Origin of the sequence: Hymenobacter guriensis (assembly GCF_015773195.1) — a bacterium.
Taxonomy (GTDB): Bacteria; Bacteroidota; Bacteroidia; order Cytophagales; family Hymenobacteraceae; genus Hymenobacter; species Hymenobacter guriensis.
In genome coordinates this window covers 117,048-140,139 of the sequence record NZ_JADWYK010000012.1, presented here as the reverse complement: position 1 = coordinate 140,139, position 23,092 = coordinate 117,048, and the positions used below count along the sequence as shown (strand labels likewise).

18 protein-coding genes are annotated in these 23,092 nt (G+C 61.0%); 3 read left to right on the top strand and 15 right to left on the bottom strand.

The annotated features are described in order from the left end of the window. Positions 1 to 155 precede the first annotated feature (155 nt). A complete protein-coding gene (locus tag I5L79_RS17715; RefSeq protein ID WP_196956404.1) occupies positions 156 to 587 on the bottom strand; it encodes a DUF6799 domain-containing protein in 432 nt (143 codons plus the stop codon). A 197-nt stretch (positions 588 to 784) separates the two neighbouring features. Between I5L79_RS17715 and I5L79_RS17710 the strand changes: the two genes are divergently transcribed. Beyond that, positions 785 to 4,462 carry a hypothetical protein gene (locus I5L79_RS17710; RefSeq protein WP_196956403.1) on the top strand — a complete coding sequence of 1,226 codons (3,678 nt, stop codon included), beginning with the start codon at positions 785 to 787 and terminating at the stop codon, positions 4,460 to 4,462. A 139-nt stretch (positions 4,463 to 4,601) separates the two neighbouring features. Further along, complete coding sequence (locus I5L79_RS17705; protein ID WP_196956402.1) at positions 4,602 to 5,330, top strand: NADase-type glycan-binding domain-containing protein; 729 nt, start codon at positions 4,602 to 4,604, stop codon at positions 5,328 to 5,330. Positions 5,331 to 5,426: 96 nt separating this feature from the next. Here I5L79_RS17705 and I5L79_RS17700 read toward each other — a convergent pair whose 3' ends face one another. The 8 genes from I5L79_RS17700 to I5L79_RS17665 all read right to left on the bottom strand — a co-directional run bounded on the left by I5L79_RS17700 (position 5,427) and on the right by I5L79_RS17665 (position 15,790). Next, a complete protein-coding gene (locus tag I5L79_RS17700) occupies positions 5,427 to 7,493 on the bottom strand; it encodes a beta-N-acetylhexosaminidase (RefSeq protein ID WP_196956401.1) in 2,067 nt (688 codons plus the stop codon). A gap of 256 nt (positions 7,494 to 7,749) precedes the next feature. Beyond that, on the bottom strand, positions 7,750 to 9,108 hold the full coding sequence (locus I5L79_RS17695; protein WP_196956400.1) for a DUF58 domain-containing protein: 1,359 nt from the start codon (positions 9,106 to 9,108) through the stop codon (positions 7,750 to 7,752). 253 nt (positions 9,109 to 9,361) lie between these two features. Next, on the bottom strand, positions 9,362 to 10,414 hold the full coding sequence (locus I5L79_RS17690; protein ID WP_231403186.1) for an AAA family ATPase: 1,053 nt from the start codon (positions 10,412 to 10,414) through the stop codon (positions 9,362 to 9,364). Positions 10,415 to 10,575: 161 nt separating this feature from the next. Continuing rightward, positions 10,576 to 11,997: a DUF4350 domain-containing protein gene (locus I5L79_RS17685; RefSeq protein ID WP_196956399.1), complete on the bottom strand. Its 1,422-nt coding sequence runs from the start codon at positions 11,995 to 11,997 to the stop codon at positions 10,576 to 10,578. A gap of 11 nt (positions 11,998 to 12,008) precedes the next feature. Continuing rightward, positions 12,009 to 12,854, bottom strand: a complete 846-nt coding sequence (locus I5L79_RS17680) for a DUF4129 domain-containing protein (protein WP_196956398.1) — start codon at positions 12,852 to 12,854, stop codon at positions 12,009 to 12,011. A 9-nt stretch (positions 12,855 to 12,863) separates the two neighbouring features. Next, complete coding sequence (locus tag I5L79_RS17675; RefSeq protein ID WP_196956397.1) at positions 12,864 to 13,853, bottom strand: hypothetical protein; 990 nt, start codon at positions 13,851 to 13,853, stop codon at positions 12,864 to 12,866. Continuing rightward, positions 13,807 to 14,814: a hypothetical protein gene (locus I5L79_RS17670; RefSeq protein ID WP_196956396.1), complete on the bottom strand. Its 1,008-nt coding sequence runs from the start codon at positions 14,812 to 14,814 to the stop codon at positions 13,807 to 13,809. The genes I5L79_RS17675 and I5L79_RS17670 overlap by 47 nt, the downstream gene beginning before the upstream one ends. Positions 14,815 to 14,839: 25 nt before the next feature. Then, positions 14,840 to 15,790, bottom strand: coding sequence for a stage II sporulation protein M (locus tag I5L79_RS17665; RefSeq protein WP_196956395.1), 951 nt, complete (start codon positions 15,788 to 15,790; stop codon positions 14,840 to 14,842). Between the two features lie 259 nt (positions 15,791 to 16,049). Here I5L79_RS17665 and I5L79_RS17660 point away from each other — a divergent pair, with 259 nt between their 5' ends. Next, a complete protein-coding gene (locus I5L79_RS17660) occupies positions 16,050 to 16,769 on the top strand; it encodes an RDD family protein (RefSeq protein ID WP_196956394.1) in 720 nt (239 codons plus the stop codon). 223 nt (positions 16,770 to 16,992) lie between these two features. Here the strand turns inward: I5L79_RS17660 and I5L79_RS17655 are convergent, their stop codons facing one another. The 6 genes from I5L79_RS17655 to truB form a co-directional block, all read right to left on the bottom strand. Then, positions 16,993 to 17,712 (bottom strand): SDR family oxidoreductase, encoded by a 720-nt coding sequence (locus I5L79_RS17655; protein WP_196956393.1) that lies wholly within the window; start codon positions 17,710 to 17,712, stop codon positions 16,993 to 16,995. Between the two features lie 121 nt (positions 17,713 to 17,833). Further along, complete coding sequence (locus I5L79_RS17650; protein ID WP_231403192.1) at positions 17,834 to 19,456, bottom strand: bifunctional GNAT family N-acetyltransferase/carbon-nitrogen hydrolase family protein; 1,623 nt, start codon at positions 19,454 to 19,456, stop codon at positions 17,834 to 17,836. Between the two features lie 210 nt (positions 19,457 to 19,666). Then, positions 19,667 to 20,323 carry a CoA transferase subunit B gene (locus tag I5L79_RS17645; RefSeq protein ID WP_196956391.1) on the bottom strand — a complete coding sequence of 219 codons (657 nt, stop codon included), beginning with the start codon at positions 20,321 to 20,323 and terminating at the stop codon, positions 19,667 to 19,669. A gap of 147 nt (positions 20,324 to 20,470) precedes the next feature. Further along, the gene (locus I5L79_RS17640) at positions 20,471 to 21,166 is read right to left on the bottom strand and encodes a CoA transferase subunit A (RefSeq protein WP_196956390.1); all 696 of its coding nucleotides are present in this window, start codon (positions 21,164 to 21,166) and stop codon (positions 20,471 to 20,473) included. Positions 21,167 to 21,277: 111 nt separating this feature from the next. Next, positions 21,278 to 22,231 carry a bifunctional riboflavin kinase/FAD synthetase gene (locus tag I5L79_RS17635; protein ID WP_196956389.1) on the bottom strand — a complete coding sequence of 318 codons (954 nt, stop codon included), beginning with the start codon at positions 22,229 to 22,231 and terminating at the stop codon, positions 21,278 to 21,280. 47 nt (positions 22,232 to 22,278) lie between these two features. Continuing rightward, a complete protein-coding gene (truB, locus tag I5L79_RS17630) occupies positions 22,279 to 23,085 on the bottom strand; it encodes a tRNA pseudouridine(55) synthase TruB (RefSeq protein WP_196956388.1) in 807 nt (268 codons plus the stop codon). Positions 23,086 to 23,092 lie beyond the last annotated feature (7 nt).

Below are 23,092 nucleotides of genomic sequence, written 5' to 3'. Positions count from 1 at the left end.
AATTTCAGCGTAGGGGCGGGGCTTGCTCCCGCTAGCCGTTGATCGAAATTGGCGGTGCATAGCAGCGCGAACTGTGCCGTTCTTGCTTGGGAAGATTCAGCGTGGGGTAGCCGCTACATAGTTCGCGCTACAACCCTGGAAAGCAGAAACCGCCATTAGTCATCGTGCCGGCCTTTGTGCTTCTTGGCTTTCTTGTGTTTGCCCCAGGCGTGGCCCCGGCCGGGATGGTTGTCGCCCAGCAGCCGGGCCAGCACCGTGGTCTGGGACTGGGCGCGGGGCGTTGTACCCGGGGACGCCAGCGCCAAACCCTGGCTGGTACTGCTGACGGCCACTGCGCGGCCGCGCAGGTCGCAGCCCTGGCCTTCGCGCAGCTCGGTGCGCTGGCCGTTGGCCGCTACCACGAAGCCGTCTTTGGTAATGGTATGACCGGTAGGCAGGTGGGCATCGTGCGTCATGGGGCGGCGCTGGCCATTGCGCACCACGTACATCTGGCCGTGCAGGCGCTGAAACCCGTCGTTGCTCTGGGCCTGAGCTTGGGCAGCCAGCAACAGCAGCCCTACCACGCAGAACCGTAAAATACTTCGCATACAAGCGGCGGAAACAAGTGAGAAGGTAATGTACCGGGCAGTACGAAGCCGACCGACCGGAGTTGGCAGCAACCACCGCGCCAACTCCGACTACTGGCGGGCTTTTGAACGGTCGCAACGGCTAATCCGGCCGGCACGAATCGGGGCAGCTTTTGCGTTGTACCGGCAGTACCGCTACTGCGCCCTATTTTTACCGAATGACCCGCCGCTTTCCGCCTTCTGTTCTGCGCCTGTGTTTGCTGCTGGCGTGCGGATGGCTGGCGGCCGCCACAGCCTGGGCCCAGCAGCGCCCCGAGGCCGGTCCGCCTAGCTCCCGCCGCTGCCGGTGGGTACTGCTGGCGGCGGAGCGCGACACCACGTTTTTTGAGCTGGCCGATACGCTTACGGTGGTGCCGTCGTCGGTGGGGGCGGAAAACGGGCGGGCGGTGGCCTACGAGCCGCGCACGGGGCGCTACCGCTACGTGCGGCCCGCCACCCGCCTGCCGGCTTTTGAGCCCGGTCAGCCCGATATCCGCCTGCCCGTTCCCCTGCGGGACTCTGTGCTGATCTGCTACCGGGTGCTGCCGCTACGGCTGGCGGGGCCGGTGTTCCGGCGCCCCATCGGGCTGATGGACAGCGTGAATTTCCCGCGCAAGCCTTTCGGCCTGGAGGATTTTGCGGTGAAGGAGCAGATTCTGGCCACGCCGGGCATCAACAAAACCGGCACGCTTTCCCGGGGTATTTCCTTCGGCAACGCTCAGAACGTATTCGTGAATTCGGCCCTGAACCTGCAGCTCGAAGGTCAGCTCACCGACCAGATTCAGCTCACGGCGGCCATCAGCGACCAGAGCGTGCCGTTTCAGCCCGAGGGCAACACCCAGCAGCTGCAGGAGTTCGACCGGATTTATGTGACCCTGACGCACCCGCGCTGGAACCTGACGGCCGGCGACGTGGTGCTGCGCAACAAGCCCGACTACTTTCTGCGCTTCTACAAAAACATCCAAGGTGCAGCCGTGGAAGCCAATTTCGGCCGCCTGCCCGCGCTGCCCGGCACCGGGCCCACCAATACCGGCAACAGCACCATTCCGGCCCAGGCGGCTCCCGCTACCTCGGCCCGGGCCACCACGGTGCTGGGGCGGGGCCGCTTTGCCACCACCACGGCGGCGGCGGGTGTGGCCAAGGGCAAGTTTGCGTCCATCGAAATCACCCCCATCGAGAACGTGCAGGGGCCGTACCGCCTACGTGGGCCCAACGGTGAGCAGTTCATCATCGTGCTGGCCAACTCCGAGCGGGTGTACCTGGACGGGCGCCTGATGACGCGGGGCTTCGACAACGACTACGTTATCGACTACAACCAAGCCGAAGTAACGTTTTCGCCTCAGCACCTGATTACCCGCAACACCCGCATCCGCATTGATTTCGAGTATTCCGACTTTAACTACGCCCGCTCACTCACCCACCTGAGCCACTACCAGCAGGCCGGCCGCCTGAGCGTGCACGCCAACTACTACCGCGAGGCCGACAACCCCGACAACTCGCCCAACCTAGAGCTGACGGCCGCCCAGCGTGAGCTGCTGCGCAACACCGGCGACAACGTAAGTCAGGTAGCCACTTCGGGCATCGACTCCGTAGCCTACGACCGGCGCCAGGTGCAGTACAACCGGGATATTATTACGAACAGCAACGGGCAGCGCGTGCCGGTGTTCACGTACCCGCCCGATTCTACTCGGGGCGTATACACGGTGCGCTTCACCAGCCTCGGCGCCAACCAGGGCGACTATGTGCTGAGCCCATCGGCCGTGAGTGCCAACGGGCGCGTGTTTCAGTACGTGGCCCCCATCAATGGGGTGCCCCAGGGCAGCTACGCGCCCATTCGGCTGCTGCCCACGCCCCTGCAAAAGCAGATGCTGGCCGGCGGCGCCAGCTTCCGCGTCGATTCGTCCAGCACCGTGTTCGTGGACGTGGCAACTTCCCAGTTGGATCTGAACCGGTTTTCGCCCGAGGCCGACCAGGGCCAGGCGTTCCGGGTGGGCTACGCGGTGGTGGATAAGCCGCTACGGCTGCCGGTGCTGCAAGGCTACAAGCTGCGCAGTACCCTCGATTACGAGTACACCAGCCGCCTGTTTGCGCCCATCGACCGGTACCGTGACATTGAGTTTGACCGCAACTGGAGTACCACCAGCACTGTGCTTGGCAACGGCACCCGCCGACCTCCGCGCGAAGACAACATCTTCAACTTCTCGCTGGGCGCGGTGAAGGACGCCAACAACCTGCTGAGCTACCGCCTAAGCCGCCGCTTCCGCACGGGCGAGGTAAGCGGGGTGCAGCACTGGCTGGAAGGCGCCCGTCAGCTGGGCGCGGTGGAAGTGCGCGGGGCCCTGTTTCTGCTGAACTCCGACGCCGGCCGCCGTCATTCCTCCTGGGCGCGGGGCGAGGCCACGGCCCGCTACGCCCGCGGCCCCGTGGTGCCCGGCTACGCCTACCGCTTCGACAAAAACCGGGTGGCCCTGCCTTCCGGCGACTCTATTTCCTCGGCCAACTACTACGACGAGCACAACGTGTTTCTGCAAAGCCGCGACTCAGCCCGCACCCGCTTCCGCCTCGACTACAGCTACCGCCGCGACCAGACGCCCACGCCCGAGCTGACCACCCTGCAAACCCGGGGCCGGGCCCAAACCTGGCAGGGCACGCTGAGTAGCCGACTGGGCAAAAACCAGGAGCTGAACGTGCTGGCCACCTACCGCGACCTGGCCGCCCGCGACAGCGCCCGCCAGCAAACCGTGCTGGGCAAAATCGACTGGAACGCTACGCTGCTGCAAAACGCCCTGCGCTCCGAGCTAAGCTACAGCGTGGCCTCGGGCCGGGAGCTGAAGCGTGATTATTCGTTTCTGCCGGTGCCCAACGGCCAGGGCACGCACTACTACGCCGGCGACGCCAACCAGAACGGCCGCGAGGACAAGGAAGAGTTCTTCGAGGCTCAGACGCCCGACGCCCAGTACCGCACCCACATCAAGGTCTTTCTGCCTACCGACGACTACATCCTGGCTTTTTCGAACCGCTTCAGCTACCGCCTCACCTCATCGGCCCCGGCCCGCTGGCGCGAGCAGGCTGGCTGGCGCAAGGTGGCGGCCCGCTTCAGCGCCCTCACCACCGTGAGCCTCGACCGGCGCACCACCGACAAAAGCCTCAGCTCCCGCCTCAACCCCTTCGCTTTCCAGACGGAGGATTTGTTTCTGCTGAGCCTCAACAAGCTGCTGCGCAACACACTCTATTTCAACCGCTCCAACCCCATCTTCGGGGGCGAGCTGACGGTGCAGCAAACTCAGCAGAAGGTGCTGCTCACCCAGGGCACCGACATCCGCAACCTGGCCAGTCAGAGTCTGCTGCTGCGCCGCACGCTGGCGCAGTCGTTCACGGGGCGCTTCACCACTACGCGCTCCATCCGCCAGAACGAGTCCACCTACCTCTCGCCCCGCAACTTCCGGCTGCTGATTTACGAGGTGGCGCCGGAGCTTAGCTATCAGCCCAGCAACACCCTGCGCTTTACCGGTACCTACCTGCACACCAGCAAACAAAACACTTTGCCCAGCCCCAATGAAGGCGCCAGCGGCGTGTTCGACGAGCTGGGTGTGGAAACCAGACTAAGCCAAGTGGGCAAGCGCACCGTCACGGCCAATACCCGCCTGGTGCGCGTGGGCTTCGAGGGCGACCTGTCGTCGGTGGTGGGCCTGGAAATTCTGAACGCCCTGCGCCCCGGCAACAACCTCACCTGGAACCTGAACGCCGAGCAGCGCCTCAGCAACGGCCTCAACCTCACGCTCAGCTACGACGGCCGCAAGCCCAACGGCCTCAGCGCCGTGCATACTGGCCGCATGCAGGTAGCGGTGCTGTTTTAGGTGCAGAGTGAATGTAGCGACAATACTCTTAGTCTGCGCCTTGACAAAGGTTTTCGTTCAACGATAGTGTGCCAGTATGTTTTTGACTAGTATATTACAATCGAAATATAAATTCTCTCTAAGTGTTAAAGCATTTGCCATGAAAGGAGTAGTAGCCCTTTTGCTGCTTGTAAGTTTGTTTCAGCAGGCAGCAAGCCAATCCGTGCCTAAGCAATATGCGCCAACAGAAATACGGTTAGTAGATTTAAGTTTAAAAAAACAAAGTGAGCTTGAAAAGCGGGACAAGCTCTTAGCTAAGGAAGCCAAGAAAATTAAAGAACAAAAAGAGCTTAATGTACTGCTTCAGAAGTATGATGAGACTGTTGAGAGTATTTGGGACGTTATCGGTGGTGGATGTAGTTGGTATTGTGGTGGAGGTAACTATTTAGTCAAGGCATCTTCTTCAATTGATGGAACAAATGGAATTGATTATAGCTCTAAAAGTGCAGATGATTTCAGCTATAGAACGGCATGGGTCGTCAATAAAGGCAACGCGGGTATAGGTGAGTATATAGAGTATTATTTCAAAAACAATAGTCCGTGTGTAACTAAAATAATTATTTCTAATGGTTACATGAAATCAGATGAATTATGGAAGAATAATAACAGAGTAAAGAAAATGCGAGTAGCTATAAATGGTGTTATTAAAGGTGTTCTAAATTTGCAGGATAGTAAGTCGGATCAGGTTTTTGAGTTAGGGACATTGGGTCATAATAAAAACGGTGCAGATTTAATACTTCGATTTGAAATAGTTGAAGTATATAAAGGAAATAAATACAATGATACTGCTATTACAGAAATATACTTTGACGGTGTAGATGTACATTAAAGAATAGAGGGACAAGTAAGCAGACCAGACGCGTCAGTGTTGAAGATAGGGACGTGAGTATATACAAGCCCCCTGCGTGGTGCCCCGAGCCGTAGGTTACTTCGCCTCCACCAGCCTTCGAACGGCCGAAACCACCGCCAGCTCTGCTTGCCCGGCCGGGGCTTTGGCGGCTTCCAGCTGCTTGAGGGCTGCTGCCTGCCACTCCGGTTTCGGGGCCTCGGCGCGTTCCAGCTGCGTGAGGCGGGCCAGCGCCAGCGTCGAAACCAGAGTAAGCTGTGTGGACAGCGGGGCGTACTCCCGCAGCGTGGGGTTCAGCGCCAGGGTGGGCTGCACCTGCACGTCGTTGAGCTGCCAGCGCTGCAGCTGCGTCTGAAGCTGGCTGAGCAGGCGGCGGGCCGGGGATGTGCGCGGCAGCTGCCCACCACTGGCCTTTGCCAGGGTCAGCAGGCTATCCACTTGCACCCCAAACGTTCGAGCCACTTCCGATTCGGCCGGGGCAGCATCTACGAGGCGGTTGAGCGGCGTTTGGGGCGTGTACGTAAAACCCTGGAAATGGCGCTTGTATTCCTTCACCGGCTCCAGCACCTCGGCCAGGGTGCGTAGCGGCCATACCTGCGTAGCCCCGCCCGCCAGCTGGGTGAGCAGCTGCTCCGGGGCGCGGCGGTGCTGCAAACCCAGCACCTCCAGCTGCCGCGACACGGGCGCCAGCCGCCGGTACATATCCGCCACGTCGTTCACACTCGCCGCCGACCACAGCCGCTCGGCCACGGCGGCGCCGCGGGGCCAGATGCGCGAATCTACCACCACGCTGTCGGCAAACTCAGCCCAGAGTGTGGCCTCGCCGCCCAGCACGCGCTTTTTCTCCTCGGCCGTCAGCGGAGAGTCGGCGGGCAGCGGGTCAGTGGTGTAGTGGCTGGCCGCCGTGAAGTAGAGGTCCAGGTAGTAGCCGTTGGAAAGCAGCGCCCGGTGACCGGCCTTCACGGCGTCAGTAAGGCCCTTTTTGCCCCGCCAGCTCTGGATGATGGCCTCGGGGGGCAGCCCCGGCCCTAGAATCTCGTCCCAGCCAATCATCTGCTTGCCGTACTTCTGCACCATGCCCAGCACGCGCCGGTTGAAATAGGTTTGCAGCTGGTGCTTGTCGGGCTGCCCTTTGGCGTTGAGAAACTTCTGCTCGCGCATGAAAGACTGGATGCGCGGGTTACGCCGCCACTGCCGCCCGTCGTTCTCGTCGCCGCCAATGTGGAAATACGGGTCGGGAAACAGGGGCGCCACCTCCGCAAAAAGCGAATCCAGGAACGAGTACGTGGTTTCGCGGGTGGGGTCGAGGGCAATGTTGGAGGTTCGGAAGCTCTGGTAGGGCGTGTACGTGGTATCGAGCGAAGCCAGGCGCGGGTAGGCCACCTGCCAGCTGGTGGTATGGCTGGGCACATCAAACTCCGGCACTACCCGAATGCCCCGGCCGGCCGCGTACGCCAGCACGTCCCGGATCTGGGCGCGGCTGTACACGCCGGGCGTGGTGTTGAACTGGTGCAGACGCGGAAACCGCGTGCTTTCGATGCGGAATGCCTGGTCGTCGGTGAGGTGCCAGTGCAGAACGTTTAGCTTCACGGCCGCCATAGCATCGAGGTTGCGCTTGACCACCGAAACCGGCATAAAATGCCGGGCCGCGTCCAGCAGCAGCCCGCGCCAGGCAAAGCGCGGCTGGTCCACAATGTCTACTTCGGGCAACACTATGTGTCGGCCCTGGCGCTCCGGCAGCTGCTCCAGCGTAGCCAGGGCCCGCAGCACGCCCAGGCTGGTGGGCGCATCAATGGATACGCCCATGGGCGTTACGCGCAGGCTGTACCGCTCCTCATCAAACGCCTCGGGGTGCCCAACCCGGCCGTAGCGGATTTGCAGCGGCAGGGCCGTATTGGGCGGGGCGGCCGTGCCGTTGCGGTGCAGCCGGTTGAGCGTGCGCAGCACCGCCTGCGCTACTACCGAGTCAACCGGCCCATCCAGCTGAGGCCGCAGCGCCGCTTTCCAGGGCAGGCTGCTTTTGCCCCAGCGTACTTCCGTGGGCACTGGCAGCAGGTTGCGAGACGCGGGAGCAGTGCCCGTCTGGGCCGCAGCTGTCCGAAAAGTCAAACCTAAAACAAGCAGCAGGAAAAGGCGCGGAAACATAAGCAAGAGGGAGGAGGGCCGGCAAGTTAGCCATGTCAGGGCGGCCAGCCAGCTGATACGGTACTACGCACCCTCGTTGCAAACATCAGGCAATAAAAACGCCCCGGCACAGCCAAGGCGTCGTTCCTAAATACCTGTAAACTCATTCAAAGAGCTAAAAACCAGCCTGTTTACCCCGGAAACACCTAACATCTGCGCCGTCCACAAAATCCGTGAAATCCGAAAAATCCGCGCGAATCCGTGGTTCCGTCGTGGTCTAGATTAAGCCCCGCGCCTTGAACTCCAGGTACTTGTTGATGGTGTTGACGGTGAGGTTCTGCGGGGCCGTGAGCAAGGCGTGGATGCCGTAGCGGTTCAATTCCCGCACAATCTGGCGCTTTTCCTGGGCAAATTTTTCGGCCGTGGTCTGGTTGTACACGTCCTCGGTGGTGAGCGTGGGAGCATCCAGAAAAGCCCGTAGCTCGGTGTTTTCGAAGAATACCACCAGCAGCAAATGGTCTTTGGCCATGCGGCGCAGGTAAGGCAGCTGGCGCTGCATCCCGCTCAGCGTCTCGAAATTGGTGAACAGAATGAGCAGGCTGCGCTGGCGTACGTTGTTCTTTACGCTGATGTAGAGCCGCTCGTAGTCGGTTTCGAGGTACTTGGTTTTCTGGCGGTAAAGCACCTCCAGCAGGCGGCGCATGGTGCCCCCGCGCCGGTCGGCGGGCAGCAGGGCGCCGGGCTGGTGCGAAAACGTGATAAGCCCGGCCTTGTCGTGCTTGAGAATGGCAATGTTGCTGACCACCAGTGTGGCGTTGATGGCGTAGTCGAGCAAGCTCAGGCCTTCAAACGGCATCCGCATCACCCGGCCCTTGTCAATCAGGCAGTACACCTGCTGGGCGCGCTCATCCTGGTAGTGGTTGACAATCAGCGCATCGGTGGCTTGCGGGGCGGTGGCACGCCGGGCCGTGGCCTTCCAGTTGATGGTTCGCGGGTCGTCGCCGAGGGTGTAGGGGCGCAGCTGCTCGAACTCCATGCTCTGGCCCACCCGCCGGATGCGCTTCACGCCCACTTCCGTGAGGCGGTTATGAATGGCCAGCAGCTCGTACTGGCGCATCTGCAGAAACGAAGGGTACACCGGCACCACCCGCCCCGCCTCGAAGCGGAAGCGCCGCCGCACCAGCCCCAGCGGGGAGGCCGCCAGCACGTTCAGGGCCCCAAATTCGTACTCGCCGCGCTTGGTGGGCCGTAGCTGGTAGCGAATCACCTGCGTCTGGCCCGCCCCAATGTGGTTGCGAAACAGCACGTCGCGCCGCTGAAACTGGTGCGGAATCTCGTCGATGGTTTCGGTGCGGATGGGGAAGCGGTAGTGGTTTTCGAGGTAGAGGTGAATGTCGTTGTCGGAGCCGTTGGCCAGCTTGTCGCCCATCACCCGCCGGCCAAACACGGCGCCCGCGCCGCCCTGCTGGGCTGGAGCGTAGAGTAGAGCTACATCCAGCACCAGCAGCACGGCTACCAGCCCCAGGGCCAGCAGTACCGGGCTCAGCCAGCCCGGTAGAAAAAACGCCACCACCAGCCCTATCACCACCGCAGCCAATGCCAGAAAAAACCGCCGGGTAAGGTACAGGGACTTCACAGAGGGAAAGTTGGAAATAGGAGGGAAGAATGAGGAATACCCCAGAAAAGCCGCGTCATGCTGAGCCAAGCCAAAGCAATTCTACTGCTTGGCCCATCATGCCGAGCGCAGCCGAGGCATCTCGCGTGCTGATGTCGCAATGGTATTGTCAGGCCTAAGGCACAGCCAAAGCAACTCTAACACTTCGTTGGATTACTACACTAGCGAGATGCCTCGGCTGTGCTCGGCATGACGTCTCAAAGACGATGAGCAGCTACCGGGGTACCTCGATCTGCTGGAGGATTTGCTTCACGATATCGTCGGGGGTCTGGCCTTCCATTTCGCGCTCGGGCGTGAGCTGGATGCGGTGGCGCAGCACGTGGGGCGCCAGGTATTGCACGTCTTCGGGCGTCACGAAGTCGCGGCCGCGCAAGGCAGCCAGGGCCTTGGCGCCGTTGAGCAGAGCCAGGGAGGCGCGGGGTGAAGCACCCAGATACAGGCCCTTGTGCATGCGCGTCTGGCCCACGAGGCGGGCAATGTACTCCAGCAGGCGCGGCTCCACGTGCTGGCGGCGCACCTGCTCGCGCAGCTCGGCCAGCTCTGCTGCCGATACTACGGCTTTCACTACATCCAACGGCGTGCCCCCGAAACCGGCGTGGTGGCCCTGCAGAATAGCAATTTCCTCTTCCACCGTCGGGTAGCCCACGTTCAGCTTGAACAGGAAACGGTCGAGCTGGGCCTCAGGCAGACGGTAGGTGCCTTCCTGCTCCACGGGATTCTGGGTGGCCAGCACCACAAAGGGCGCCGGCATGGCATAGCGGGTGCCGTCCTGGGTTATCTGCCGCTCCTCCATCACCTCAAATAGGGCCGACTGGGTTTTGGCCGGGGCGCGGTTGATTTCGTCGATGAGGACCACACTGGCGAAGATAGGGCCGGGGCGGAACTCGAAATCGGCCTGGGCGGGGCGGAATACGGCGGTGCCCAGCACGTCGGAGGGCATCAGATCGGGGGTGAACTGCAAGCGGCTGAATGGCACAGCCAGGGTGCGGGCCAGCAGCTTGGCCGTAAGGGTTTTGGCCACACCCGGCACACCCTCCAGCAGCACGTGCCCGTCGGCCAGAATGGCGGTGAGCAGCAGCTCGCCCAGGGCCTGCTGGCCTACAATCACCTTGCCGAGCTCGGCCCGGATAGCATCGGCGTGGCGGCTGAGGGCCGAAAGGTCGGTGCGGGGCGCAAAGGAGCCTGCGTCGCCCGTAGCCTCGAGCGGAGCTGGTAGTGGAGCGGAGGTTGCGTCAGGAGCGGGCTGTTCGGGTTGAAGGTTTTCCATATATTCGGCAGAAATCAAGGCAGAGGAAAAGAAAAACAGGGTGGAATATTTTTAATAGAAAAAAATAGATTATAGCTCCATCTATCCTTTAAAAATGCTTTAAACGCATATAATGGAATAGTGCAAAATGAGCTAAATCATACTTTACCGGATAGTGCAGCTTAACTCATGGCTCGACGAAAATCGTTCAGGGCCCGGTTTAACGCCAGCAACTCTACGTCCGAAAGCTGCGGAGAAGTCAGCGCAAAGTTGATGCGGCGAACCAGGGCGTCCACCTCCGGGCGGGCCACCCCGGACTTCTGACTGAGCCGCTCCCGCAGGGCCTCATCCTGCAAATCCAGAGTAGGCTCGTGGAGCTGAGTGCGCAAATGCTCCAGAAACAGGCCGATTTTCTTTTCGGCAATAAGCTGATGGTTGCGGCCCTGCCGGTAAAGGCCGGCCACAGTGCGCGTAAACAGCAGCGTGGTATTGGGCAAGGGCTTGAGAATAGGAATGACGCGCTGGCGGCGCTTGGCCTCGAAGACCATGAACAGCAGAGCGCCCAGCAAGGCCAGATAAGTGGCCCAGCGCAAGGCGTCGTGGGCCATCAGCACCCGCAGCAAGGACTGTTCGCCCACCCGGCCCTGCTTCTGATACTCGTCCCACCACACCAGGCGGCCGGTGGGCAGGTAAGAGAGGGCCGCGAAAGCAAAGCCATGGGTGCGGGGCCGCAGCACGTAATAGTTGCTGAAAGCTACCGGCACCGAACACAGGTACACGTGGCCCCGGCCGTGGGTGCGGCGCACCAGCACCGGCCGGTTGCGGGCATCGGTGGCCAGCACCGTAAACTCTTCCGCGCGGCTGCTGTCGGGCACCAGATGGTAGGAGGCCGTAAGCGCGGGTAGCCTGAACGCGGAGGTACCGGCGGCCTTTTGCAGGGCAGCGTTGGTGAAGCGCAACCGCACCGAATCCAGCTGCAGCTTTTTGTCTTTCGGGTTTGGCTGGTCTACCGTCGACACGCTGCGGAAGCCGAGCGTATCAGCAAACTGCAGGTCGAAGTTTTCGGCCGCAATGAACACGTCGTTGCCACGGGCCGCGTGTCGCAGTAGGGAGCGGCAGTCGAGGCGGCTGAGGCTGAAGGAGCCGTTCACAAACAGGTAGGAGGCGCGCTTGTAACCCGATTCGGCCAGGCCGGCGGCGTAATCGGCATCGGTGGTATCAGCCGAGTCGATGAGAGCGGGCGCGGCGGCCGTTGTGTCCGAAGCTGCACCGCTGCTACCGGCGCGGGTTGTATCGGCCGCTTGGTCTACCATCTCGGCTATGTCAGCCGAGTCAAGCGCAGTGGCTGCGTCGTCGTTCGGGCGGGGCTCCTCGCGGCCTTCCAGCTGGTTGTAGATGGGCACGCGCACGGTGTACACCTCGCGGGCCGGCACGGCCAGCACATGCGGCAGCTGGTCGTGCAGCACGAAGGTGCCGTAGGGAATTTTGTCTTTGTTCTGGTAGGTAGGCGTCCAGTTGAGGGGCTTGGGCCGGTAGTACTCCACGGCCACGTAGGCTGCAAACAGCAGCGCTAGCCCCACCAGATACCACCGAAACGTCGTCATGCGCATAAGAATCAGGCGGCGTTACGGGTGGCAGAAAGGGTTTGCAGAAAGCGCAGGCGGGTGGACCGGGTTTGCTGGTACTGGCTGGCTGTGAGGTCGTCGTGCTCACCGTACCACACAAACTCAAACTGGCGCGTCAGCTCCCGGAAAGCGGGCGGCAGCGTGCCTTCGGGCAGTTCGTAGAGGTAGTCGTGGTTGGTTTTCTCGGGCTGCAGGCGAATCAGGCCCTTATCGGCCAGCTGCTTGAGGGCCAGCAGATAACCCAGGCGCACAGCTACGCGGTAGTTTTCCTGGCGCTCAGCCTCGGCAATAGCCGCGTCGAAGTTGATGGTTTCCAGGTCTTCATTGGCAACATCGTAAGCCAGCAGGCCGGTGCGGGGCGCCCGGCCAAAGGCCCGCGTAACGTCTACCTGCAGCAGCTTGAGCACCACAAACACCAGCGCCCCCACCAGTAGGGCGTAGATGCCGTATTTCCAGGTGAGCCGGCCGCCGCGCGTATTCAGCAGCTCGCCCAGCCATTCCCAGAAACGGCGCCAGAACAGGTCCCAGCCGCTCTGCTCACTGCGCACGTCCACGTACTGAAACTCCCGCTGCCCGCGCAGCTCCCGCAGGCGCTCCGTATCGGGGGGGCGGTAGGTAGCCCGCGTAGCTGCCTGCGAAGCCGGCGCGGGCGCAGCAAAGGCCGGAGCCGCAAGCAACAGAAGCAGCGCCAGCAGCCACGGCTGCCTCGGGAGCTGTAGGCGCCGCCCGGGCCGCTCTAAGTGGCTTAGCAACGTGCGCAGCCAGCTAAGCGAAGCGTAAAGAAAGCGCAGGCAATACGTCACCAGTCGGTTGTTTTCGATGAAAATGCAGGCCACGGCAATAAGCTAGTATTCGCCGTCGTCGGTGGGAGAGTAGGCGCTGTTGGCAGCGGCCGGAGCGGCCGTCTGGCCCAGGCTGGCTACCAGCTGTAAAAGGCCGTGGCCTTCCTTCTGCTCTACCAGGTGGAAAAACTGAAACGCGCTGGCAATCAGCGACACTACGTACAGAAACGATACGCCCGTCATGTACAGGCACTGCACCACCATTCCAAAGACATCGGAGCTCAGCACCGGCAGCTTGAGGATTTTGCCGAACATGCTGGCGTAGAAGGGAATGATGAATACAAACGACATGGTGCCTTGAATGAGGGAGGCCACCAGCAGCAAGGCCAGCGTAGCCCACCAGCGCCCGGCCACCAACTGGAAGCTGCGCCGCAGCGCGGCAAAGATGCCCAGGTCCTCCAGCCACATAGCCGGGAAAAACAGCGACAAGGGCACCACCACGTACAGCAGCGCGGGCATCATCACCAGAAACAGCAGCGCCACGCCCACTACTTTGGCCAGGGCAATAAGGGTCACGAGCACCACCACCAGCAGCAGGTACGCCACGCCCAGCACGCCAAATGACAGGAAGACACGTCCCAGACGGGGTTTCATTTCCAGCCATACCTGCCGGGGCTGGGGCAGGGGCGCGGGCTCGTCGGTGTACAGCAGCCGCACGTAGGCATACACGGTACTCAGCAGCAGGGCAAACGAGATGATACCGCCGATAAAGGCCACGCCGATGCCGATAAAGTAGCCTGGCCCAAACGGCATGCTGCCGTTGCTGATACGTGCCGTTTCTCCCTGCAGAACAGGCGTTACCTGGTTAAAAATCGAGTTCATCATCAGCCCCAGCCCGATGCCGGCCAGCAGCGTGCCGGGCAGCACGAAGTAGGCCAGGCACTTGAGCAGGGGCCGCCAGTGCGTGCCCAGAAACTCAAACGTAGCGCTGATTTTCTGCCCGAAGTCACGCTCCTGCTGGAAGTCGGCGGCGCGGGTAAAGGTTGTTTTCATAGTGGCTAATGCAGGGAAGGAAAGAAGAGGCAGTGCGTGGGGTTAGTACTCGCCGTCGTCGTCGGGGCGGAAGTGGTGGTTGTGGGCTACGGGCGCAGGCTGCTACCCCAGGCCGTTGATAAGGGAGTGCAGGCCGTGGCCTTCCTTGCGCTCTACCAGGTTGAAGTACTGAAACATCACGGCCACCGCCACGAGCACATACAGAAACGCACTCAGGGTATGCTGTGAGCAGGGATAACGCCAGCATAAGCACCGGCGCCTCAAGCAACTTCAGGCGCAGGGCTTTACTGGTTACCAATAGCGTGTTTGGGATACCGAAAATAGCGCTGAGAATCAAAACAATAAGGTACATAATAACGAGCAGCCCCAGCGTCGACCACCATTTGCCTTTAACCAGGTGCAGGCTGCGGCTGAACGATTCGGTGATACCACGGTCTTCCATCACCAGAATAGTCCAGGTCAGGCTGAGGCCCACGGCCAGGTAGATGCCAGGAATCACGAACAGCAGCATACCGAGACCCACAATAATCCCAATAATAAAACTGGCCGCCAGCATGGGCAACAGGTAGCTCTTTACTTGCTGCCACACCTGAGCGGGGGCTATTTCCTGGTCCGCCGGCTGTATAATCCGCAAGCGCACATAGCTGTACACGGTACACATGAGCATACTGTGGCTCAGGGCTAGTAGAAACGTGGCCAACAGTTGCTGAATGTTGAAGTAGCTATAGCGGGCTAGGCTACTGGCGTCGCCATTGGCAGCGGCGTCTACCAGCCTCAGGGCATCCTGCTGGGCCAGACCCTGCGCCACGCCACCCAGCAAAGCCACCGGCAGTACAAAATACAGCAGACACTTGCCTAGTGGCCGGGCGTGGGCCGCCAGAAACTCAAACGTGGCGCTGATTTTCTGGCCAAAGTCGCGCTCCTGGCAGAAATCGGCTTTGCTGGTAAACGGAGTTTTCATAGGCGAATAGAATAATGGCCTCGGCCTAGCTGGCAGCCAGGCGGCGCTGCAGCCGGATAGGATAGACAATAAAGTACCAGACAATAAACGCAGCCGACAGCCCGATAATCGTCACGCTCAAAGGCAGCGGCATGCCGGTGTGGCGCGTCACAAAGCCCTCCAAAAAGCCGGCCACCACAAATATCGGGGCCAGCCCCAGGGCCAGCTTCAACCCGTCGCGGGCGCCCTGGCGGAAGGAGTCGCGGCGGGAGTAGGTGCCGGGAAAAAGCAGGCTGCGGCCCATGACGAGGCCCGCACCCCCGGCCAGCACAATGGCCGAAATTTCGAGGGTGCCGTGAATCCAGATGGTGAGCATAGAAGGCAGCAGCAGGCCTTTCTGGTAAAAGAAATGCTGAAACGCTCCCAGCATCACCCCGTTCTGGAACAGCATGTACACCGTGCCCAGTCCGGCCAGCGCGCCCATGGCATAAGTCAGCAGCGACACGTAGATGTTGTTGACGGTGATGGCCAGAAACATGGGCGTTTCGTCCATGCTTTTGTACACGGCCATGGCGTCGCCGCGCTCAATGTTGGCCAGCGTGCGGTTCACGTACTCGTCGCCCAGCACCACGCGCACAAACGTGTCGTCGTAAGCCGCCGATAAGGCGCCGATAAAGGTGAAGAGCACGAACAAGGCCAGGCTAAGGGCCAGTGTGCCGTGGTGGCGGGCCACCAGCAGGGGCAGTTCTAATTGCCAGAACGCCCGGAAGCGGTTGGTTTTCTCGGGCTTGTTGCGGTAAATGGCCTGGTGCTGGCGGGCGGCCAGGTCGTTGAGGTAGCCGGTAGTGGGCGAGCCGGGATAGAACGTCTGGGCGTAGGCCAGGTCATCGGTGAGGGCTACGAAACGAGCCGCCAGGTCGTCGGGGCTGGCTGGGGGGCTGGCTTCGTACTGCTTCCAGCGCTCCTCATTCTGCCGCATAAATACCGCTTCGCGCATAAGAATAGCTGGCTATAACTGGCCGGGTTGAAGGAAAACCACCGCCGGGACGTTGGCGCCGATTTGTTTACGGGCGTGAAAATGCTGGCTTCCGGGAGAATACTTGGTAATTTGCGAACCGGGAAAACAAACGAAGATGCGCGTTTTTCCTGACCTGCAGCTACTCCGGTGCCGGAAAATTTCCAAACCGCATTAATTACCTCCTGACGAGTTCCTCTGACCAGCCATGCGGCCGGTAATAGCTATAGTTTCTACCTGTATGAGTACAATTCGCGTTCAAACTACCCAGAACGTTTCCCTGGAATATGAAACCGCCAGCGTAGGTGAGCGGATCCTGGCGGCCATCATCGACAACCTCATCCTGGGGGCCTGGATTGTCGCGCTGTTTCTGCTGTTTGCCTGGCTGAAGCCGAGGGAAAACGTTATGATTGGGCTGGTTATCGTGCTAATGGGGTTGCCTTACCTGTTTTATCACCTGGTGTGTGAGGTATTCTTCAACGGCCAGAGCATCGGCAAAAAAGCCCGCCACATCAAGGTCATCCGCCTCGACGGCACTACGCCCCGATTCGGCGACTACCTGCTGCGCTGGCTGCTGCGCCTTATCGATACCGGTCTTATGAGTGGAATTATTGCTGTTGTCACGGTAGCTGCCGGCGACAAAGGGCAGCGCCTCGGAGATATGGCGGCCGGTACGGCCGTCATCAGTACAAAGCCGCGCCAGCCCGGTGGCGCCCTGGCTCCGCAGTTTCCCGAGACCAGCTACGTGGTGGTATTCCCCCAGGCGTCTCTGCTCGCCGACCACGACGTGGCCACTATCCGCCAGCTGCTCTACAAGGGCCTGGAGCGCGAAAACTACCTGTTGCTCAACGAAGTTGCCAACAAAGTAAAAAACCTCACCGGCGTCCAAACCGAAATTCCCGACGAAGCTTTCCTGCGCACCATCATCCGCGACCACGCCCACCTGGCCGCCAATGGGTAGTGAGTGAGTAACGTGTCATTGCGAGGCAGAGCCGAAGCAATCTGTCCTGAACAGCACTAGACCCTTTCTTCTACCAGAAAGCCCTTACTCGTTGCGCACGGGTAAGGGCTTTTTACATTGCAGGGCTTGGCACGTTGGTCAGGATGGATTGCTTCGCTACGCTCGCAATGACACGTCACTCAGAACGATAAACTCACCGTTTCACTATCTCGCCAGCTCACCGCTACCACGGCACGGGCTGGTTCTGCCAGGTAACGAAGGAGCCGTTTTCTTCCATGTAGAGGCGGTCGATCAGGCGGATGATGCCGCGGGCCGAGTCGGCGGGCGGGAGGCCGGCGGTGCTGCCGCCCATACCTGTGCGCAGCCAGCCGGGGTCTACCAGCACCGAAACCAGGCCGTACTGGCTGATTTCAGCGGCCAGCGCCCGCATGTACATATTCAGGGCAGCCTTGCTGGCGGAGTAGTGATAATGCTCGCCCGAAGCTTTCCACGTAATGGAACCCAGCCCCGACGACAAGCTCACGATGCGGCCCTTGTCGCCGGCTTTCAGCAGGTCGAGAAAGGTTTGTGCTACCAGCAGGGGGCCAATGGCATTCACGCGCATTACCTGCAGGGCATTGTCGGCCGAGAGCTGGCCTAGGCGCTGGGGAGCGGGGTCCTCGGGGCCGGCGCCGGGCAGAATACCGGCGTTGTTGATGAGCACGTCCAGGCCCGCCGATACGGTGCGCACGGCCTTGCGGGCCGCTACCATCGTGGCCTCGTCTGTTACATCAAGGGCAATGACGTGCAGGCGGCCGGCGTGCTGCCCCTGCAGCGTTTGCAGATCGTGGGCGGCGGCGGGCTGGCGGCAGGTGGCAAACACGGTGTCGCCGCGCTCCAGGTACTGGCGGGTTAGCTCCAGGCCCAGGCCGCGGTTGGCTCCGGTGATAAGGACGCGTTTCATAAGTCGAAAGAGAAAGGTAAGTCAGGTTGGTAGGCGCAGTTTACAAAACCTGGCAAACATATACGGCCACCCAATAGGCAGCCGTGTACGTTTGTTGAAAATAAGTATTGATGAAGGCTGCTTAGCCAGCCGCCACGGCCTTGCGCTTGCTTACCCGAGGGGCCCGCTCTTCGCCCTGGGCCAGCAGCTCGTCGTCGCGCTCGGCTTTCTTTACCGTCCAGCTCAGGGAGTACAAATCTTTGCGCCGGTCGCGCAGGTTACGCACGGCTCCGCTGGTGTTCAGGTCCTTGAGCAAATCCAGGTCGAGGTCGGCAATGAGGGTCATTTCGGTGTTGGGCGTGGCCTCCGCCACGATGGCGTCGTGGGGGAAGGCAAAGTCGGAGGGGCTGAACACAGCGCTCTGCGAGTACTGAATGTCCATGTTTTCCACGCGGGGCAGGTTGCCCACCGAGCCCGTAATGGCCACGTAGCACTCGTTTTCGATGGCGCGGGCCTGGGCACAGATGCGCACGCGCTGGTAGGCGTTCTTGGTGTCCGTCCAGAAAGGCACGAACAGAATTTTCACGCCCTCGTCCGAGAGCATGCGGGCCAGCTCGGGGAATTCCACGTCGTAGCACACCAGAATGCCGATTTTGCCGAAGTCCGTGTCGAAGCACTTGAGCTTGTCGCCGCCGCGCATGCCCCAGTAGGAGGCCTCGTCGGGGGTTACGTGCAGCTTGTACTGCTCATCCACGGTGCCGTCGCGGCGGCAGAGGTAGGCCACGTTGTGCAGCTTGCCATCCTCGTACACCGGCATGGAGCCGGCCACGATGTTGATGTTGTAGCTCACGGCCAGCTCCATCATCTTGGTGCGGATGGGCTCAGTAAAGGCCGCCATAGCCCGGATGGCCACGGCCGGGGAGTCCTCGTTGGTGAGGGCCATGAGGGGGGCGTTGAAGAACTCCGGAAACAGCACGCAGTCGGCCTTATAGCCGCTCACCGTATCCACGAAGAACTCAATCTGCTGGAGCAGGTCTTCCAGGGAGCGGGTGGCACGCATCTGCCACTGCACGATGCCCAGACGCACGTTGCTTTTCTGGTTGCCGATCAGCTTGTCCACGTCCTCGTCGTAGTACACGTTAATCCACTCCAGCAGCGTGGCAAACGCCTTCGACTCGGAGTCGTAGGGCAGGTAGCCGCGGATGATTTTGCGAACGTGAAACTCGTTGGAAAGCTGGAAGGTGAGGATGGGGTCGGTAATTTCCTTGTTGCGCACCATCTCCACGTACTTGGCCGGCGTCATCTCATTGGCATAGGCGGCATAGCCGGGAATCCGGCCCCCAGCCACCATGGCGCGCAAGTTCAGGTTTTCGCACAGCTCCTTGCGGGCATCGTAGAGGCGGCGGCCCAGGCGCAGGCTGCGGTACTCGGGGTCTACAAACACGTCCACGCCGTAGAGCGTGTCGCCGTCGGCATTGTGGGTGTTGAACTTGCCGTTGCCGGTAATCTTGGAGTACGTATGCCGGTCGCCGAAGTCGGAGTACTGCACGATGATGGCCAGCGCGGCCGCCACCACAATGCCGTTGTCCTCGATGCAGATCTGGCCTTCGGGGAATTTGCGCAGCAGGTTGTTGTACTCATCCTGGGCCCAGGCGCCTTCCATGTTAGAATATACCTTATCCATGATGTCGCGCACGGCTTTGTAGTCGCTCTTGCGCAGGGTGCGCAGCACCAGCTTGTGAGCGGGCACCGCCGTGGGCGTCATCCGCTCGGCTACGGGGGGCACGGTTTGTTTTTTGGCGTGGCTACCGCCGGTTTTATTGTTAGAAGCAGGCATAGGTCGAAGCAAAAGTCTTAGCCCAAAGGTACGGCTTGGGCAGGCGTTACGTTGGATTTAAAGCAGCGGAACGCAAACCGCCCGATGTCCAGGTGGGCATCGGGCGGTAGCATCTTAACCTGCCAAGCAGGCAAATAGTTATACGCCCTGCATCTCGGGCACCTCGGCGGGCACTACCAGCTTGCCGGCGGTGGCGGCCTGGATCTGCTCTACCGAAACGCCGGGGGCCCGCTCGCGCAGCACAAAGCCGTCGGGCGTCACGTCGAGCACGGCCAGCTCGGTCACAATCTTTTTCACGCAGCGCAGGCCGGTGATGGGCAGGGTGCAGGCGGGCAGCAGCTTGGAGCTACCGTCGCGAGCCACGTGCTGCATGGCCACGATAATGTTCTTGGCAGAGGCCACCAAGTCCATGGCGCCGCCCATGCCCTTCACCATCTTGCCGGGAATCTTCCAGTTGGCAATGTCGCCGTTTTCCGACACCTCCATGGCCCCTAGAATGGTCAGGTCCACGTGTTCCCCGCGAATCATGGCGAAGGAGTCGGCCGAGGAAAAAAGGCTGGAGCCGGGCAGGGTGGTTACCGTCTGCTTGCCGGCATTGATGAGGTCGGGGTCTACTTCGGCTTCGGTAGGGAAGGGGCCCATGCCCAGCAGGCCGTTTTCGCTTTGCAGCTCCACGTTGATGCCCTCGGGAATGTAGTTGGCCACCAGCGTAGGAATACCAATGCCCAGGTTGACGTAGGAGTTATTCTGTACTTCCTGCGCAATGCGCCGGGCAATACCGTGTTTGTCAAGCATAGTTGTTGTCTTTTAAGTCATGCTGAGCGAAGCCGAAGCATCTCGCGTGCTGACGTATGAATACTAATCCGGCGTGAGCGGGCAAGATTCCTCGGGCCCTGGCTTGATGCGCCACATGCTCGGAATGACGTTCTAATCTTGTAGCAGCTACGCCCGCACAGTGCGTTGCTCAATGCGCTTCTCGTAGTTCTTGCCCTCGAAAATGCGCTGCACGAAAATGCCGGGCGTATGAATCTGGTTGGGGTCCAGCTCCCCGGCGGGTACCAGCTCTTCCACCTCAGCCACCGTGATTTTGCCAGCGGTAGCCATCATGGGGTTGAAGTTGCGGGCCGTGCCTTTGTAGATGAGGTTGCCAGCCGTGTCGCCCTTCCAGGCTTTTACGAACGCATAATCGGCGTGCAGGGCGGTTTCCAGCAGGTACATCTTGCCGTTAAACTCCCGGCTTTCCTTGCCTTCACCTACCTCCGTTCCGTAGCCCGCGGGAGTGTAAAAGGCCGGAATGCCCGCGCCACCGGCCCGGCACCGCTCGGCCAGGGTGCCCTGCGGAATCAATTCCACTTCCAGCTCGCCGCTCAGCAATTGGCGCTCAAACTCGGCGTTTTCGCCCACGTAGCTGGAAATCATCTTGCGCACCTGCTTGGTCTGGAGCAGGCGCCCAATGCCGAAGTCATCCACGCCGGCGTTGTTGCTGATGCAGGTCAGGTTGCGTACGCCGCGGCGCAAAATCTCCTCAATGGCATTTTCGGGAATGCCGCACAGGCCGAAGCCGCCGAGCATGAGCGTCATGCCATCGGTGAGGCCTTCCAGGGCCGCCTGGGGGCCGGCCACTACTTTGTTGATCATAGAAATTGGGTGGGGTTTGGGAGCGGGAAGGTAAACAGAACTACGAAAAAAGGCTGTTATCCTGAAGCAAACACAGAATAACAGCCCATCCTACTTCCCGATTCCACGGGCTTACCCGCCCACCAGATGCCGCCGCGCATTATCCGCGTCGAGGGCCAGCTGGGCTTTCAGGGCATCCAGGCCGCTAAACTTCTGCTCGTCGCGCAGGCGGGACACAAACTGCACCGACAGCAGCTGGTCGTACAGGTCGCCGTCAAAATCGAGCAGGTGTACTTCGGTGGTCTGACTGAGCTGACCGCCTACGGTCGGGCGCACGCCAATATTGAGCATGCCCTGGTGTACCGTGCCCGCGGCCGTCGTCACCATCACGGCATACACGCCGCGGGCCGGAATCAGCTTTAAGGGTTCGTCGCACACGATGTTGGCCGTGGGGAAGCCGATGGTGCGGCCCAGCTGCTGCCCGCGTACCACCGTACCCGTGAGCGGGTAGGGGTAGCCCAGGTAGCGGTTGGCCGTGAGAATGTCGCCGCTTTCCAGGGCGCGGCGGATGCGGGTGCTGCTCACGCCCACGGCGTCTACGTCCTCGCGCGGAATTTCCTCCACGGTCAGGCCGTAGCGGTCGGCATGCTGACTGAGGTAGTCGAAGCCGCCTTCACGGTTGTGCCCGAAGCGGTGGTCGTAGCCGATGACGAGCTTGTCGGTGCCCACCGTTTGGAGCAGAAGCTGCTGAATAAACTCCTCAGAGGTAAGGGCGGCAAACTCCTTGGTGAAGGGTACGATGAGCAGGTAGTCGACGCCAAAGTCTTCTAGCTTCCGGGCCCGTTCTTCCAGCGTGTTCAGCAGATGCAAATCCTGGGGCTGGGGGTGCGTGGGCGGCGGGGCCAGTACCAGGCGCGGGTGGGGCCAGAAGGTGATGACCACGGCCGGGCCGCCGCTTTGCCGGGCCACTTCCAGCAGGCGCTGCAGAATCTTCTGGTGCCCCAGGTGCACCCCATCAAAGGTGCCGCTGGTTACCACGGCCTGACCAAGAAAAGGAAACTGCGCGGGGTCCCGAACGACGAGCATCAGCAGGGGAAAAAGTGAGAACAGTAAAATAAAAAGTCCGCCCGGTTCTACGAAGAAGCTGCCTCGTTGGGCGCCTGTGGGGCGCTGGTAGCCTGAAAATATTCCAGCCCGGCCCGGCGCTCTGGCTGGCGCTGACGGCGGGGCCGTTGCTCGGCAGCGCCCTCGGGGCGGGGCGGCCGCAGGGCTTCCAACTGCGCCATGCTCAAGGCATCGGCTACTGAATACTCTCCAATGCGGGTGCGCACGAGCCTGGTGAGGTGGGCGCCGCAGCCCAGGGCCAGCCCAAAGTCGCGGGCCAGGCTGCGGATGTAGGTGCCCTTGGAGCAGGTCACCCGAAAGTCTACTTCGGGCAGCTCAATACGGGTAAGCTCAAACGCCCGAATGGTAACCTGCTTGCTTTTGATTTCGGCCTCGCCGCCGCGTCGGGCCACTTCGTAGGCCCGCTCCCCATTCACCTTCACCGCCGAAAACAGCGGGGGCGTCTGCTCGATCAGGCCCGTAAACTGCGCGGTAGCGGCGCGCACCTGCTCCTCGGTGAGGTGCTCGTAGGGTAGCTCGGCATCAACGGGTGTTTCCAGGTCGAAGGAGGGCGTAGTCTGACCTAGGCGGAAGGTACCGGTGTACTCTTTTTCCTGGGCCTGAATGAGGTCAATCTGCTTGGTTTTCTTGCCGGTGCAGAGAATGAGCAGACCGGTAGCCAGCGGGTCGAGGGTGCCGGCGTGGCCGATTTTCTTGATGCGCAGCGTGTTCTTGACTTTGCGCACCACGTCGAACGAAGTCCAGGTCAGAGGCTTGTCAATGAGCAGTACTTCGCCGGCTTCAAAATCAAACGCGGCAGCAGAAGGAGTTTCCATAAGCAAA

Bases quoted from the DNA above. Each gene is read 5' to 3' on its own strand.
- I5L79_RS17715 (WP_196956404.1), bottom strand. From the start codon at position 587: ATGCGAAGTATTTTACGGTTCTGCGTGGTAGGGCTGCTGTTGCTGGCT.
- I5L79_RS17710 (WP_196956403.1), top strand. From the start codon at position 785: ATGACCCGCCGCTTTCCGCCTTCTGTTCTGCGCCTGTGTTTGCTGCTG.
- I5L79_RS17705 (WP_196956402.1), top strand. From the start codon at position 4,602: ATGAAAGGAGTAGTAGCCCTTTTGCTGCTTGTAAGTTTGTTTCAGCAG.
- I5L79_RS17700 (WP_196956401.1), bottom strand. From the start codon at position 7,493: ATGTTTCCGCGCCTTTTCCTGCTGCTTGTTTTAGGTTTGACTTTTCGG.
- I5L79_RS17690 (WP_231403186.1), bottom strand. From the start codon at position 10,414: ATGGAAAACCTTCAACCCGAACAGCCCGCTCCTGACGCAACCTCCGCT.
- I5L79_RS17685 (WP_196956399.1), bottom strand. From the start codon at position 11,997: ATGACGACGTTTCGGTGGTATCTGGTGGGGCTAGCGCTGCTGTTTGCA.
- I5L79_RS17675 (WP_196956397.1), bottom strand. From the start codon at position 13,853: ATGAAAACAACCTTTACCCGCGCCGCCGACTTCCAGCAGGAGCGTGAC.
- I5L79_RS17670 (WP_196956396.1), bottom strand. From the start codon at position 14,814: ATGAAAACTCCGTTTACCAGCAAAGCCGATTTCTGCCAGGAGCGCGAC.
- I5L79_RS17665 (WP_196956395.1), bottom strand. From the start codon at position 15,790: ATGCGCGAAGCGGTATTTATGCGGCAGAATGAGGAGCGCTGGAAGCAG.
- I5L79_RS17660 (WP_196956394.1), top strand. From the start codon at position 16,050: ATGAGTACAATTCGCGTTCAAACTACCCAGAACGTTTCCCTGGAATAT.
- I5L79_RS17655 (WP_196956393.1), bottom strand. From the start codon at position 17,712: ATGAAACGCGTCCTTATCACCGGAGCCAACCGCGGCCTGGGCCTGGAG.
- I5L79_RS17650 (WP_231403192.1), bottom strand. From the start codon at position 19,456: ATGACGCCCACGGCGGTGCCCGCTCACAAGCTGGTGCTGCGCACCCTG.
- I5L79_RS17645 (WP_196956391.1), bottom strand. From the start codon at position 20,323: ATGCTTGACAAACACGGTATTGCCCGGCGCATTGCGCAGGAAGTACAG.
- I5L79_RS17640 (WP_196956390.1), bottom strand. From the start codon at position 21,166: ATGATCAACAAAGTAGTGGCCGGCCCCCAGGCGGCCCTGGAAGGCCTC.
- I5L79_RS17635 (WP_196956389.1), bottom strand. From the start codon at position 22,231: ATGCTCGTCGTTCGGGACCCCGCGCAGTTTCCTTTTCTTGGTCAGGCC.
- truB (WP_196956388.1), bottom strand. From the start codon at position 23,085: ATGGAAACTCCTTCTGCTGCCGCGTTTGATTTTGAAGCCGGCGAAGTA.